The sequence below is a fragment of the Kitasatospora sp. NPDC093558 genome (genome assembly GCF_040683475.1).
Classification (GTDB): domain Bacteria; phylum Actinomycetota; class Actinomycetes; order Streptomycetales; family Streptomycetaceae; genus Kitasatospora.
On sequence record NZ_JBFBDY010000135.1, the window covers coordinates 1 to 15,159 of the forward strand.

A 15,159-nucleotide genomic window follows, 5' to 3' on the forward strand; every position below is an offset into this window, starting at 1 on the left:
CCCGCACCCTGCTGGACCCCCCACGCATCCTCCACGGCGGCGGCCTGGCCGAGGCCGGCGAACACCACCTAGCCCCTCTGAGGGCAGCCCTGGCCGCCCGATTGGCATTCCAGACCATCCCCGAAGTAGTCCCCGCCGACCTGGGCCCCCGCGCCGGCTGCCAGGGCGCAGCCCTGCTGGCCCTGGACCTGGCCGCGGAGCCAGCCCGGTGATGGCGGCGCGCGTGAAAAGTCGGCCTGTCCGACTTCCTGTGTTGTCGGGCATTGCGTTGGGTGGTGCGGGCGATCGACTTCCGGTGCTGTTGTGCGAGGCGCTGGTTGGCGTTTGTGGGCTTGCGTGCGGGTTTGGTCGGTCGCGGCCGGGCTGTCGGCGTGGGGTGCGTGAGGTGTCGCTGGCCGCCGCGCCTCGGGCGCGCGTGAAAAGTCGGCCTGCCCGACTTCCCGTGCGATGGCCTGTGGCGTTGGTTGATGCGCGCGTGGGAAGTCGGCCGGATCGACTTCCTGTGTTGTCGGGCATTGCGTTGGGTGGTGCGGGCGATCGACTTCCGGTGCTGTTGCGCGAGGCGCTGGTTGGCGTTTGTGGGCTTGCGCGCGGGCTTGGTCGGTCGCGGCCGGGCTGTTGGCGTGGGGTGCGTGCGGTGTCGCCGGCCGCCGCGCCTCGGGCGTGCGTGAGAAGTCGGCCTGCCCGACTTCCTGTGCGATCGCCTGTGGCGTTGGTTGATGCGCGCGTGAGAAGTCGGCCGGATCGACTTCCGGTGCGAATGCCTACGGCGTTGGCTCGTGTGCGCGGTTTCGCGTGCGGGGTGGGGTGCTTGGTGGTGAGCGTGTGCATAGGAAGTCGGTCCGTCCGACTTCCTGTGCTGTCGTGGGCGGCCTTGAGCGCTGTGCGTCGGCCGATCTTTCGGTTCCCCATGGTGGTGGGGCGATGATCCTCACCGTCACGCCGAACGCCGCGCTCGACCTCACGTACTGGGTCGACCGGCTCCTGCCGCGCGCCACCAACCGTGTGCGGCGGGCGGCCGAACGGGCCGGCGGCAAAGGCGTCAACGTCTCCCGTATCCTCCACGGGCTTGGCCAGCCGACCCTCGTCACCGGCCTCGCCGGCGGTCCGTCCGGGGCAGCGCTGCGTCGTGATCTCGCCGCCGCCGGGCTCGCCGAGCGGCTGTTGCCGATCGCCGCCGACACCCGCCGCACGGTGGCCGTGGTCGACACGGAAGCCGGCGACGCCACGACCCTGCTCGAACCCGGCCCGGTGGTGCGGCCGGAGGAGTGGCACCAACTGCTCGCCCACGTGGACGGGTTGCTGCCGGACGCTACCGCCGTCGTGCTCTCCGGCAGCCTGCCGCAGGGCGTGCCCGAGGACTCGTACGCCGGGCTGATCCGGCTCGCGCACTCGCACGGCGTACCGGCCGTCCTGGACACCGCAGGCCCCGCCCTGCTCGCGGCGATCGAAGCGGGCCCGGCGCTCGTCAAGCCCAACGCGGAGGAGCTGGCTGCCGCCACCGGCCTCGTGGACCCGGTGGCCGCGGCGGGCGCGCTGCGGTCGGCGGGCGCCGGAGCGGTGGTCGCCTCGCTGGGCGCGGAAGGCCTCATCGCGCTGACGCCACAGGGCAGTTGGCGCGCCGAGCCGCCCGCCCGGATCTCCGGCAACCCGACCGGCGCGGGCGATGCGGCGGTGGCCGCGCTCACGCTCGGCCTGGTCGCGGACGCACCGTGGCCCGAGCGGCTCGCCGAGGCGGTCGCCCTGTCGGCGGCAGCCGTCGCAGCGCCGCTGGCGGGCGACTTCGACCCCGACGTCCACCGCGCACTGCGCGGCCGGGTGGGGGTGCGGCCGCTGTGGAGCGCGTGAGGCCGGGGACTGGTTGTGCCGTGCTGACGCCGGCACCCGAGCGCGTCCGTTCCCGGCTGCCGTGGACGGGGGATGCAGCGCTGCCGCCCGTGCCCATCAGCCTGGGCCTCCGGCGTCGGCCGGCTGCTGTGATGCCGGGGGCAGGTTGTGCCGCGCGGGCGCCCGGACCAGAGCGCTTCGGTCTCCGGTCGTCCAGGACGGGGGTGCGCCGCGCTCTCGCCTGCATCCGTGCGGCCTGCTATTCGGTGTCGGCCGGGTGGGGGTGCGGCCGCTGTGGAGCGCGTGACGCCGGGGACTGGTTGTGCCGTGCCGTCCGCCCTTCGGCGTGGCCCGGTTGCCGTGGCGTCCGTGAACCCTGGTGCCGCTCGTGCTGCACCGCCCGGCCCCCGCGCCTCCATCGCCGAGCCTGCGGCACCCGCATCACCCCACCCTCACCCCCGCCGTCCCCCGAGGAGTCCCCGATGCCGCTGACCGGTACCGGTGCCATCGTCGCCCCCGCCGTCGCTTACGGCCGGGGGGTCGGGGCGTTCAACGTCATCCAGTTGGAGCATGCGCAGGCGATCGTGGCCGGGGCCGAGGCGGTCGGTGCTCCGGTGATCCTGCAGCTCAGCGAGAACGCCGTCCGCTACCACGGTGCCCTCGCGCCCGTAGCCGCCGCCACGCTCGCGCTCGCGCAGCACGCGACCATCCCCGTGGCCGTCCATCTCGATCACGCGACATCGGCCGAACTCGTCGCCGAGGCCGTCGACTTGGGCTTCTCCTCGGTCATGTTCGACGCCTCCGCGCTCGCCCACGCCGACAACCTCCGCCGCACCGCCGAGGTCGTCGACCGGTGCCACGCGGCCGGGGTCTGGGTGGAGGCCGAGCTCGGTGAGATCGGAGGCAAGGACGGCGTCCACGCGCCGGGCGTGCGCACCGATCCGGACGAGGCCGCCGAGTTCGCCGCCGCGACCGGCGTCGACGCGCTGGCCGTCGCCGTCGGTTCCTCGCACGCGATGGCCACCCGGGACGCCGTCCTCGACTTCGGCCTCATCGCGCGGCTGCGCGAGGCCGTGCCGGTGCCGCTCGTGCTGCACGGGTCCTCGGGCGTCGCCGACGACGACCTGACCCGGGCCGTCGAGCACGGGATCACCAAGGTCAACATCGCCACCCAGCTGAACCGGGTGTTCACCGCCTCCGTCCGGCGCGCGCTCGCCGGCGACGCGTGGCTCGTGGACACCCGCCGCTACCTCGGGGCCGGCCGCGCCGCGACGGCCGCCGAGGTCGCCCGCCTGCTCACCGTCCTCAGGGCGAACCCGTCCTGAACCCCGCCGCCGCGACACCCCGCCGCCCTGACACCCCGCCCCGATGGCGGGAGCCCCACCGGAGAACGGAAGGTGACACGTCCATGCGCCACCGCTTACCCCGCCCACACCCCCGAGGCGTCCTGACCGCCGTACTCGCGCTGCTGTGCGCGCTGCTCGGCGCCGTCCCCGCGGCCCGCGCCGCCACACCCTCCGCGGGCACGCTCTCGCTCGGCCACCGCACGGTGACCTGGCAGAGCCCGACCTACGCCACCGGCGCGGTGCCCGATCCCGCGCACTGCCCGAGCGCCGCAGCCGACCCTGACGGCAAGGTGTGCGACCGCTTCTCGATCACCGTCGACGTCCCCGCCGGCTACTGGCAGGGCCACCCCGACGGCGGCGTGCCGGTGTCGATCAGCTGGCCGGACCCGACCATGGAGTTCGACCTCTTCGTCTACGACGGCGCGGGCCGCAAGGTCGCCGAGAACCAGACGGGCGCCGTCCCCACCACCGCCGTGATCCCGGACGCGTCGGGCACCTACCAGGTGCTGGTGGTGCCCTACTCCGTCAAGAACTCCTCCTACACGGCGACCGCACTGCTCCCCGAGCCCACCACCGTCGGCGACGCGACCGGCATCGTCCGGGACGGCGACGGCTACCTGATCAGCGCGGGCACGACGGCCCGCGCCCGCGTGGACTTCACCACCGAGGACGCGTTCCGGCTGCAGTTCAGCCCGGACGGCACGTTCGCCGCGCCGCCGGTCGGCGAGATGATCGCGACAACTCCGCCCACCCTCAAGACGGTTGAGGAACGCGACGAGGGCGACTACTACGCGATCAACTCCCAGCACCTCACCCTCCGCGCGTACAAGCACCCCCTGCGCTTCGCGCTTTACTCCGACGACGACACCAAACGCGTCTGGGAGGAGACCCGCGGCCTGACCTGGACCCAGGACGCGATGCAGCAGACCCTCGCCCGCGGGCCGCAGGAGCAGTTCTACGGTGCGGGCGAGCAGAACGGCTCGTTCTCCCACCGCGGGAAGACCGTCCACGTCGCCAACGACTACAACTGGAACGAGGGCGGCTTCAACAACTCCCAGCCCTTCTACCTGTCCTCGGCCGGCTACGGCGTCTTCCGCCACACCTACGCCCCCGGCACGTACACCTTCGGCGACCCGGTGCAGGCGTCCGAGCGCGAACGCCGCTTCGACGGCTACTACTTCTACGGCCCGGACCTCAAGAACATCATCGGCGCCTACACCGACCTCGTCGGCAAGCCGTTCATGCCGCCGGTCTACGGCCTCGAACCGGGTGACTCCGACTGCTACCTGCACAACGCCAACCGCGGCGAGCGGCACACCCTGGACGCCCTCAAGGTCGCCGACGGCTACACCGCCAACCAGCAGCCGCTCGGCTGGATGCTGGTCAACGACGGCTACGGCTGCGGCTACGAGAACCTCCAGCAGACCGGCCAGGGCCTGCGCGACCACCAGATGCAGCTGGGCCTGTGGACCTCGACCGGCCTGCCCAACCAGGCCGAGGAGGTCAAGGCGGGCGTACGGGTGCGCAAACTGGACGTCGCGTGGGTCGGCCCCGGCTACAAGTTCGCGCTGGACGGCTGCCTGAAGGCCAAGGACGGCATCGAGCAGAACAGCGACGCCCGCGGCTTCGTCTGGCTCCCGGTCTCCTGGGCCGGCGCGCAGCGCTGCGGCGTGCTGTGGAGCGGCGACCAGAAGGGCACGTACGACTACGTGCGCTGGCAGATCCCGACGTACGCGGGCGCGGCCATGTCGGGCATCGCGTACAACACCGGTGACGTGGGCGGCATCTTCGGGAGCGACCCGAAGGTGGAGACCCGGGACCTCGAGTGGAAGACCTTCGTCCCGGCCATCATGACGATGGACGGCTGGGCGGCCGCCGACAAGCAGCCGTGGCGGGCCGGCGAGCCGTACACCTCGGTCAACCGGCGCTACCTGCAGCTCAAGGAGCGCCTGCTGCCGTACTTCTACACGCTCGCCGAGGAGGCGCACCGGACGGGCGTGGGCGCGGTGCGGCCGCTGGTGCTGGAGTACCCGGACGACCCGAACACGTGGGGCGACGCGGCGAAGTACGAGTTCATGAGCGGCAGCGACTTCCTGGTCGCGCCGGTCTACGACAACTCGTCCGTCCGCAACGGCATTTACCTGCCGAAGGGCACGTGGGTGGACTACTGGACGGGCAAGACGTACGAGGGCCCGACCACGATCGACGGGTACCGGGCGCCGCTGGACACGCTGCCGCTGTTCGTCCGGGCCGGGGCCGTCGTGCCGATGTGGCCGCAGGGCACGCTGTCGTGGCAGACCCGGGACAGGAGCCGGCTGTCGTACGACGTCTACGCCAAGGGCGGCGAGTCCTCGTTCACCCTCTACGAGGACGACGGCACGACGCGCGCGCACGAGCAGGGCGCGGGTGCCACCCAGGAGGTGTCGGTCCGCTCGGTCGGGCGCGGGCACGGCGTGACCACGGTGGACGTCGGTCCGAGCGTGGGCGACTACGCGGGCAAACCCGCCGCGCGCGCCTACGAGTTCACCGTCCACGCGGGGGCCGGGCCGGGCGCGGTGCTCCTGGACCACGAGCCGCTCGACGGCTACGCCTCGCAGGCCGAGCTGGACGCGGCGGGCGGCGCGGGGTGGTTCTATGACGCGGCGGCGGGCGTGGTGCACGTGAAGACGCCGCAGCAGCCGACGGGCTCGGGCTTCTCGCTGCTGCTGGCGGGGGCGGGACCGCTGGCCGGCTGAGCCGGGGGGAGGGCGGGGACCGCTTTCGGGCCTCCGCCCTCCTTCTCTCCTTCCAACGAACTTGTTCGTAACGAACATGTTCGTTACGGTGGAGGGGACGACAACGACCCGAAGGAGCGGACATGACCCACGTCCCGATTGCCATCCTCGGAGCCGGCCTCGGCGGCCTCACCCTCGCCCGCGTGCTCCACGTCCACGGCATCGAGGCCGCCGTGTTCGACCTGGAGGCGTCCCCCGAGGCCCGCACCCAGGGCGGCATGCTCGACATCCACGAGGAGTCCGGCCAGCGGGCGCTGCACGCGGCCGGCCTGCACGACGGCTTCCGCGCGCTCGTCCACGAGGGCGGCGAGGCCATGCGACTGGTCGCCCTGGACGGCACCGTCCGGCTGGACGAACCGGACGACGGCACCGGCGGCCGGCCCGAGGTGGACCGCGGCGCGCTGCGCGACCTCCTCCTCGGCTCGCTCCCCGCCGGGACGGTCCGCTGGGGCCGCAAGGCCACCGGCGTCCGGGCGCTCGGCGCGGCACGCCACGCGGTCACCTTCGCCGACGGCGGCACCATCACCACCGACCTCCTGATCGGCGCGGACGGCGCCTGGTCGCGGGTCCGTCCGCTGCAGTCCGACGCCGTCCCTGCCTACACCGGCATCTCCTTCGTCGAGGCCGACCTCCACGACGCCGCCGTCCGTCACCCCGAGGCCGCCGCGCTCGTCGGCGGCGGGTTCTTCATGGCGCTCGCCGAGGACCGCGGCTTCCTCGGCCACCTCGAAACGGACGGCAGCATCCACGTCTACACCGCCCTCAGGGTGGGGGAGGAGTGGCTGGACGGCCTCGCCCCCGAGGACCCGGCCGACCCGGCCGACCCGGCCGACCCCGCCGACCCGGCCGCGGTGAAGCGGTCCGTCCTCGCCGAGTTCGAGGGTTGGTCCGACGGCCTGCGCGCCCTCGTCGCCGAAGCCGAAGGACCGCTCGTCGGACGCCGCATCCACGCCCTGCCGGTCGGCCACCGCTGGGACCGCGTCCCCGGTGTCACGCTGCTCGGCGACGCCGCCCACCTGATGTCCCCGTTCGCGGGCGAGGGCGCCAACCTCGCCATGCTCGACGGCGCCGAACTGGGCGCGGCGATCGCCGCCCACCCCGGCGACGCGGAGGCGGCGCTGGCGGTGTACGAGCGGGAGCTGTTCCCGCGCAGCGAGGCCTCGGCGGCGGAGTCGGCGGCCAACCTGGAGCGGATGTTCGGACCCGACGGGCTCCAGGCAATGCTCGACCTGCTCGCAGGCGCCCCGGACGACACCGCCGCCTGACCCGGACGACAGCACCGCCCGACCCGGACGACGGAGCCGCCCGACCCGGATGACGGAGCCGCCCGACCGGGACGACAGCGCCGCCTGGCCTGAACAGCACGCCCTAAGGTGGGCGGCATGAGCAGCGCCCCGACCTCCCGCCCCCGCAGCCGCCGCGAACGCCCGGCCAAGCCGGCCCTCACGTACGAGGGCATCGTCGCCGCCGCCGTCCGGATCCTGGAGGCCGAGGGACTGCAGCGGGTCACCATGCGCCGCCTCGCCCAGGAGCTCGACACCGGCGCCGCCTCGCTCTACGTGTACGTCGCCAACACGGCCGAGCTGCACGCGGCGATCCTGGAGGAGTTCCTCGGCGCGGTCGACCTCGGCCCGGTCCGTTCGCCCGGCGACTGGCGCGAACGCCTGGCCGCCGTCCTCGGCTCGTACACCGAGGTGCTGTTCCGGCACCCGGCACTCGCCCACACCGCACTCGTCACCCGCCCGTCCGGCCCGCACTACCTCGCCGTCGTGGAGGCGGTCCTCGCGCTGCTGCACGAGGGCGGCGTGCCGGACGGCCAGGCGGCCTGGGGCGTGGACGTCCTGCTGCTCGTGGCCACCGCGACCGCCGCCGAACAGTCCGCCCGCGACGCCGACCCGGCCGCCGAGACCGACCACAACGCCCTCGCCGAAGCCCTCCACGGCGCCACCCCCGCCGACCACCCCCGCATCGCCGCCCTGGCGCCCGCCCTCCTCGCGGGCACCCCCGAGAGCCGCCTCGCCTGGACCTTCCGCATGGTGATCAACGGAACGGCGGGGACGCCGCGGTAGCACCGTCGTCCGGCCGAGTGCCTGGTGTTCCGGTGTCGCGCGGCAGTAACATGAGCATCCCTCACGTTTCACGTCAGGAGGCTCCCGCCGTGCCGAACCGCCTCGACCTGCCCGCCGGATTCCGCTGGGGCGCCGCCACCGCCGCCTACCAGATCGAGGGGGCGGTGGACGAGGACGGCCGCGGCCCGTCCGTCTGGGACACCTTCAGCGCGCGCCCCGGCGCCGTCCGGGACGGGCACACCGGCGCGATCGCCTGCGACCACTATCACCGGTACCCCGAGGACATCGCCCTGATGAGGGACCTCGGCCTGGACGGCTACCGCTTCTCCATCGCCTGGCCGCGCGTGCTGCCCACGGGCGCCGGCAAGGTCAACGAGGCCGGCCTCGCCTTCTACGACCGCCTCGTCGACGCGTTGTTGGGGGCGGGCATCACCCCGCTCCCCACCCTCTTCCACTGGGACCTCCCGCAGGCCCTGGAAGACGCCGGCGGCTGGCTGAACCGCGACACCGCCCACCACTTCGCCGACTACACCGCCATCGTCACCGACCGCCTCGGCGACCGCGTCCCCACGTGGATCACGCTCAACGAGCCCTTCGTGCATACGGTGTTCGGCTACGCGCTGGGTACCCACGCCCCCGGCCGCACCCTGATGTTCGAGGCCCTGCCCGCCGCCCACCACCAGCTCCTCGCCCACGGACTGGCAGCCACCGTCCTCCACGAGCGCGGCCTGGAGGTGATGCTGTCCAACAACCTCACCCCAGTGTGGCCGGCCTCCTCGTCACCCGAAGACGCGGCCGCCGCCGAGGCCTACGACGCCTTGCACAACCGCCTGTTCACCGACCCCGTCCTCCTCGGCCGCTACCCCGACCTCTCCGCCCTGGGCGTCCCCGACGACATCTACGGCGCCGTCCACCCCGGCGACCTCGACCTCATCCACACCCCACGCCTCGACGGCCTCGGCGTCAACTACTACAACCCGACCCGCATCGCCGCCCCCACATCCCCAGGCCTGCCCTTCGACCTCGTCGACATCCCCGAAGCCCCCCACACCGCCTTCGGCTGGCCCGTCGTCCCCGACGGCCTCCGCCAACTCCTCGCCCACCTGGGGAAGGTGTACGGCGAAGCCCTCCCACCCATCACCATCACGGAGAACGGCTGCTCCGTCGACGAATCCACCACCCCCGACCACCCCCGCATCGACTTCCTCGCCACCCACCTCGACGCCCTCGCCGAGGCCATCGCCGAGGGCGCCGACGTCCGCGGCTACTACACCTGGTCGCTCCTCGACAACTACGAATGGGCCGAGGGCTACCACCAACGCTTCGGCCTGGTCCACGTCGACTTCGAGACGCAGCGCCGGACGCCGAAGGCGTCGTACGCCTGGTATCGCGAGCTGATTGTTGCTCACCGGGCAAGGCGTGGAGGGTAGATCGAGCGGTCCGCGACCACCCGGTGCGCTCAGGGTGGTGCGTTGGGCGGCGGTACGGCCTGACAATGGATCGACGTGCTGCCGGGAGAGAGGGGCGGGCTGGTGTTGTCGGTCGTCGTAGGGCCGTTGCACGGGGCGCCGGTGGTGGTGCGGAACCCGGATGTCCTGCATGATGCCGCCAGCACGATGAAGGTGGCGGTTCTTGCGGCCCTTTACCGGAGCGGGGTGGATCTCGACGCCGCCAGGCCTGTGGTCAACCGGTTCGTGTCCGTTGCGGGAGGGAGGTTCGCCAACGCGCGGGAGTGGGACAGCGACCCTGAGCCGTGGCTGCTGCTGGATGGCGGCGGGTCCGCGAGCCTGCGCTGGCTCGCGGAGCGGATGATCACGCATTCGTCGAACCTGGCTACCAACATCTGTCTGGCCGAGGTGGGCCCGGATGCGGTGTCCGAGGTGTGGCGGCGGGCCGGGGCGACGTACTCGGCCACCCCGCGTGGCATCGAGGACTACGCAGCCCGGGACGCCGGCGTCCACAACCGGGTCACGGCCGGTGATCTCGTGCGGTTGCTGCGGTCGTTGGAGCCGGGTCTGCTGGCGCTGCTGGAGCGCAACACGTGGCGGGTCGACCTGGCGGCCGGTCTCCCGGAACGGGCGAGGATCGCGTTCAAGAACGGCTGGTTCCCGGGGGTGCGGCACAGCGTCGGCGTCGTCCACCCCGGCGATGTGCAGCCGTACGTGATCGCGGTGTGCTACAGCGGTCCGTTGGCCTCCGGGAGGGGCGGGTACGAGGACGATCCGGCCGCCCGGCTGCTCGCCCGCATCTCGGCCGGGGTCTGGGTCCGTCGGCGGGAGCTGGCCGGGTGAGTCAGGACCGGGAGCCGTCGGCGGCCGCAGTCCTCAGCAGACCCTCGATGGCTGCGGGGTTGAGCAGGTTGATGCGGACGTAGCCCGGATACCCGTGGAGTTCGAAGTAGTTCTCGTCGAGTGCCAGGAAGTTCTCGTGCGGGACGCGGGTACGGGCGAAGAGGAAATAGCCGGTCTCGATCGGGGCTTGGGCGGTGAGCGCGCCACTGTCGTGCAGAAGCCGGTGGTTGTCACGGACGTGTCGAAGCAGGGCGTTGTTGCCCTCGCCGAGCATGAGGTCGGCGGCGCGGTGGGCGAAGAGGCGGTCGGCCACGGTGGCGTCGCCGTGCAGGTTCAGATGCAGTTCGGCCAGCCGCTCGCGCAGGTGTGCGGGGGCGAGCAGATGGGCGCAGCGATAGCCGTGGATGGACAGATACTTGGTCGGGCAGACCAGGCGGAAGGTCCGATCAGCGGGCAGAGCGGCGGAGTCCTCGCGTAACTGGCCGTCCCAGCGCATGTACTGGAAGGTGCCGTCGACGAAGACCAGCGAGCCGGTCTCCCGTTGCCAGTCGCCGATCGCCTCCAGCACTCGGACGGGCACGCGCCGGCCGGTGTACCAGACGGGGTCGGTCAGTATCAGCACGCTGCGCTCGTCCGGTAACCGGAGGTCCAACTGGCCCTGGTATGCGTGCTGTTCGGCCACCTTCACCGGTTCGATGCCGAACTCGCGGAACCAGTAGGCGAGTTTGTAGTACACCGGCGGCAGGTAATGCACCCGCTTGAAGCCGGACAGGGTCAGCCAGGTGCAGAACGTACCGAGCAGCCCGCTCGACCCGCCCGCAGGAACGACCCGCTCGGCGGTGCAGCCGACGCCGTCGTAGCGCCGGTGCATCTCGGCGATCTTCTCCCGGAGTGCGGTGTCCTCGTCGAGCGCCGCATAGCGCGTGACGTCACCCAGCCGGTGCGGCGAGGTGTGGGCCAGTTCTCCGAGGTAGCGCTCGACGTACGGGTGGCCGCCGTTGTAGTCGGAGATGAACAGTCGCCCGCCGGGTCGCTGTCGCTCGGCCTCCAGGGTCTCGTGCCGCTGGAGCATCTGGAACAGTGGCGCGTCCATGCGCGGATCTTACGTTATGCAGCGAGACGGTGACAGTAGGCATGGATTCGATGCCGTGCCCGTCATGCCCACTTGATGGAGCAGCCCATGCTCGGCCGGTGCGGTCCCGGGACGGGCCGGCCGGCCAGTACCAGGCCGATGGCGTGGCGCAGCAGGTCTGCGGTGACCGGTTTCCCGTTGCCGGGTGTCGAGTCGTCCATCGCGCCCCGGTAGGCAAGTTCGCGGCGGGCGTCGTAGAGGAAGAAGTCCGGTGTGCAGGCGGCGTGGTAGGCCCGGCCGACGGACTGGTCGTGGTCGATGAGGTAGGGGAAGGCCCACCCGGTGCGCGCCGCCTGGCTGCGCAGTCCGTCGGCGTCGTCGGTGGGCGCGACGGCTGGGCTGTTGCTGCAGATCCCGACGACTGCCAGGTCCGGAAACTCGCCGACCAGCCGGCCGAAGGCCTGCTCGACGTGCCTGACATAAGGGCAGTGGTTGCACAGGAAGGCCACCAGCAGGGCGGGTGCGGCGGCGAATTCGTCCCGTGTCACGGTCCGGCCGTCGATGGCGGGCAGCGAGAAAGCGGGCGCGGGCGTTCCGAGCGGAACCATGGTGGAGACGGCAGCCATCTGATCCACTTCCTCATGACTGGCTTGGCTGGACGGCCGTGCGTGTACCCCTATCGTCGCCCCGCCGCCGCGCACGGGCCTATGCCTCCGGACGGTCGATCTCGTTCTCCCGGACCAGCCAGAGCGCGAGGGCGGCACCGGCCAGGCTGACGAGTCCGCCGAGCAGCAGCACGGTGTTGAGGCCGTCGAGGAAGCCGGCCCGGGCGGCGGCCGACGCGGCCGACCGCGCCGGTTCGGGGAGCGCGGCGAGTGCCTGCGGCAGGCTGCCGGACGAGGCGGCCTCGATCAGTTCACGCGGACGGGCGCCCGCCGCGGTCGGCGTGCCCGCCGCCAGTTCGCGGATCTTGTGCGAGCCCCGGCCGACGAAGATCGCCCCCCAGACGGCGATGCCGACCGCGATGCCGACCTGTCGGAAGGTGTCGTTGATGCCGGCTGCCATGCCGCTCTGCTCCTTGGGTACCACGCTCACCGCGACATCGGCGATCACCGGGTTGATCAGACCGACGCCCGCGCCGCCGACCAGGAAGCCGGCCAGCAGGCCGGTCCAGGTGTCGTCGGGCTTGATGTCGCCCATCAGCAGCATGCCGGTGCCCACCGCGATGAGGCCGACGCAGAGCATCACCCGGGCCGGCACCCGGGAGAGCAGCGCCCCGGCCACCGGCGCCACCAGGAAGCTGAGCACCGTGATCGGCAGGTAGCGGACACCGGCCGCGAAGGGTGAGAGCCCGAGGTAGTTCTGCAGATAGAGCGTCAGGTAGAGGAAGAGGGCGAACAACGAGCTGGATACGGCGAACGCGGCCAGCTGCACTCCGGTGAACGCGTGCCGGCGGAACAGCCTGAGCGGCAGCATCGGTTCCGGGACGCGGTGCTCGATCAGCGCGAAGACGGCGAGGAGGACGGCTGCGCCGGCGAACAGCGACACGATCAGAGTGCTGCCCCAGCCCTCGGTGTTGCCGCGCACAAGCGCAAGGACGAGCAGGAACAGGCTGCTGCTGAAGGCCGCGACCCCGGCCCAGTCGATCCGGGTGGCGTTCGGGTCGCGGCTCTCCGCCAGCCTGAGGTAGGTGACCACCAACGCCGCCACGCCGATCGGCACGTTCAGGTAGAAGATCCATCGCCAGCCGAGGGAGCTGGTGACCGCCCCACCGATCAGTGGCCCGACGGCGACGGCCATCCCGATCGTCGCCCCGTAGATGCCCATCGCGGTGCCGCGCTCACGACCGGGTGGGAACTCCTGTGCGACCAGGGCCAACGAGACCGCGAACATCACCGCGCCGCCCACCCCTTGCACCGCACGGGAGATGTTGAGGAAGGCCGGGTTCGGGGCCAGTGCGCAGAGCAGCGAGGCGCTGGAGAAGATCACCAGCCCTGCCGTGAAGGCACGGCGCCGCCCGAGCCGGTCGGCCAGCGAACCGGCCGTCAGGACCAGGGCGGCCAGCGACAGGGCGTAGGCGTCGAACACCCACTGCAGGTCGGTGAAGCTCGCACCCAAGTCCTTGCGGATCGACGGCAGTGCGACGTTCACGACCGTGATGTCGAGCAGCAGCATGAACGTCGCGACCGAGACGGCGATCAGCGTCCACCACTTGCGTTGCACGGCTGCCGGTCTCCTTCGACGGAGGTCTGGTCCGCCGTCCGGGTTCGGGGGCGCCGCCGTCGACCGTACGCAAGGCCGTCGCCGGACCGCGGATGGACACGACCGGGTACGCGTGAAGGGCCCCGTCCGGTGGAGGGCGAGGATGGCGTCCGCCGGAGTGCGCCCCGGACACCGGGCAAGCCGGACCGGGGTCCGGCTGCGGCCGCGGACCGCAGGCGTGTGGGGCGCCCGCGGTCCGCCGTTGCGGCTAGCCGACCACCGCCGGGGAGCGGGGCGCCTCGGCGGCGGCCTCCGGCTGGTAGAACTCGGTGTGTCCTTCGACGTGGAGGTGGGGCAGGCGGCGGTCCAGCCAGGTGGGCAGCCACCAGTTGCCGCGGCCGAGCAGGTGCATCACGGCCGGTACCAGCAGCAGTCGGACCAGCGTGGCGTCGATCAGGATGGCCGACCCCATGCCGACGCCGATGACCTTGATCGGCAGGTCGGGCGACGGGACGAAGGCCGCGAACACGGCGACCATGATGGCCGCCGCCGCGGTGATCACCCGCGCGGTGCCCGCCAGTCCGCTGACGATGGACTCCGCGTTGTCGTCGGTGCGCAGCCAGGCCTCACGCATCCGGCTCACCAGGAAGACCTCGTAGTCCATCGAGAGGCCGAACAGGACGGCGAAGGTCAGCACCGGGACGAAGGCCGGCAGCGGGGTGGGACTGTCGATGCCGATCAATCGGCCGGCGGTGCCGCCTTCGAGGACGAGGGCGACCACGCCGTACGCGGCGCCGACGGAGAGCAGGTTCATCACCGCGGCCTTGAGGGCGACGGCGAGGCTGCGGAAGGCCACCAGGAGCAGGAGCATCGACACCGTGACCACGCCGCCGACCAGCAGCGGGATGCGGCGGGCGATGTTGTCGGTGCTGTCGATCGCGCTGGCGGTCGCCCCGCCGACGTGCACCCGGACGCCGGGGCCGACCGCGGCCGGGATGACGTGATCGCGGAGGTCGCGGACCAGGGTCTTGGTGGCGCTGGACTGCGGACCGCTGTCCGGGACGACGGTGAGCAGCAGCGAGCGGCCGTCGGAGCCGGGCACCGGAGGGGTCACGGCCGTGACGCCGGGCACCGCCTTCAGCGCGGTGGGCAGCGAGGCCGTCGCGTCGGCGGGGGTGCCCGGCGCCAACTCGGCGACCAGGACCAGCGGTCCGTTGCTGCCCGGTCCGAAGCCGGCGGCCACCGTGTCGTACGCCAGCCGGTTCGAGCGCCCGGCGGGGTCGTTGCCCGCGTCGGGGAAGCCGAAGCGCACGCCGAGGAACGGCGCCGCGAGCGCCAGCAGGACGACGACCCCGGTGACGGCACCGAGGACGCGGTGACGCTCGACGAGCCTGCTCCAGCGCAGCCAGCCGGCGCCCACCGGGCTCTCGCCCCGGGCGGCGCGGCGCTGGGGCAGGGGCAGCCGCAGGCGCTCGATGTGCCGGCCGAGGTAGCCGAGCAGGGCGGGGAAGAGAGTGGCGGACGCGGCGATCACGACGAGCACCGAGAGGATCGCCGCGACCGCGGCGCCGCGCATGA

11 protein-coding genes and 1 pseudogene are annotated in these 15,159 nt (G+C 72.4%); 8 read left to right on the forward strand and 4 right to left on the reverse strand.

What is annotated here, in order from left to right; translation table 11 throughout:
* The 8 genes and pseudogenes from AB0O00_RS15885 to AB0O00_RS15920 form a co-directional block, all read left to right on the forward strand.
* Positions 1-212 (forward strand): annotated as a pseudogene (locus AB0O00_RS15885) (ROK family protein); the annotation flags it as partial.
* Positions 213-924: 712 nt separating this feature from the next.
* Positions 925-1,848: a 1-phosphofructokinase family hexose kinase gene (locus AB0O00_RS15890; protein WP_363652094.1), complete on the forward strand. Its 924-nt coding sequence runs from the start codon at positions 925-927 to the stop codon at positions 1,846-1,848.
* Positions 1,849-2,309: 461 nt separating this feature from the next.
* Complete coding sequence (locus tag AB0O00_RS15895) at positions 2,310-3,152, forward strand: class II fructose-bisphosphate aldolase (RefSeq protein WP_363652096.1); 843 nt, start codon at positions 2,310-2,312, stop codon at positions 3,150-3,152.
* A gap of 83 nt (positions 3,153-3,235) precedes the next feature.
* On the forward strand, positions 3,236-5,908 hold the full coding sequence (locus AB0O00_RS15900; RefSeq protein WP_363652098.1) for a TIM-barrel domain-containing protein: 2,673 nt from the start codon (positions 3,236-3,238) through the stop codon (positions 5,906-5,908).
* A 122-nt stretch (positions 5,909-6,030) separates the two neighbouring features.
* Entirely contained in the window at positions 6,031-7,212 is a 1,182-nt protein-coding gene (locus AB0O00_RS15905; RefSeq protein WP_363652100.1) for an NAD(P)/FAD-dependent oxidoreductase, read from the forward strand.
* 117 nt (positions 7,213-7,329) lie between these two features.
* A complete protein-coding gene (locus AB0O00_RS15910) occupies positions 7,330-8,016 on the forward strand; it encodes a TetR/AcrR family transcriptional regulator C-terminal domain-containing protein (RefSeq protein WP_363652102.1) in 687 nt (228 codons plus the stop codon).
* An 89-nt stretch (positions 8,017-8,105) separates the two neighbouring features.
* On the forward strand, positions 8,106-9,446 hold the full coding sequence (locus AB0O00_RS15915) for a GH1 family beta-glucosidase (protein WP_363652104.1): 1,341 nt from the start codon (positions 8,106-8,108) through the stop codon (positions 9,444-9,446).
* A gap of 75 nt (positions 9,447-9,521) precedes the next feature.
* Entirely contained in the window at positions 9,522-10,307 is a 786-nt protein-coding gene (locus AB0O00_RS15920) for a serine hydrolase (protein WP_363652106.1), read from the forward strand.
* A gap of 1 nt (position 10,308) precedes the next feature.
* Here the strand turns inward: AB0O00_RS15920 and AB0O00_RS15925 are convergent, their stop codons facing one another.
* The 4 genes from AB0O00_RS15925 to AB0O00_RS15940 form a co-directional block, all read right to left on the reverse strand.
* Positions 10,309-11,400: an aminotransferase class I/II-fold pyridoxal phosphate-dependent enzyme gene (locus AB0O00_RS15925; protein ID WP_363652108.1), complete on the reverse strand. Its 1,092-nt coding sequence runs from the start codon at positions 11,398-11,400 to the stop codon at positions 10,309-10,311.
* Positions 11,401-11,462: 62 nt separating this feature from the next.
* Positions 11,463-12,005, reverse strand: a complete 543-nt coding sequence (locus AB0O00_RS15930) for a thioredoxin family protein (RefSeq protein ID WP_363652110.1) — start codon at positions 12,003-12,005, stop codon at positions 11,463-11,465.
* A 79-nt stretch (positions 12,006-12,084) separates the two neighbouring features.
* Positions 12,085-13,602 carry an MFS transporter gene (locus AB0O00_RS15935; RefSeq protein ID WP_363652112.1) on the reverse strand — a complete coding sequence of 506 codons (1,518 nt, stop codon included), beginning with the start codon at positions 13,600-13,602 and terminating at the stop codon, positions 12,085-12,087.
* Positions 13,603-13,849: 247 nt separating this feature from the next.
* A partial coding sequence (locus tag AB0O00_RS15940) for an MMPL family transporter (protein WP_363652114.1) occupies positions 13,850-15,159 on the reverse strand: 1,310 nt, incomplete at its 5' end.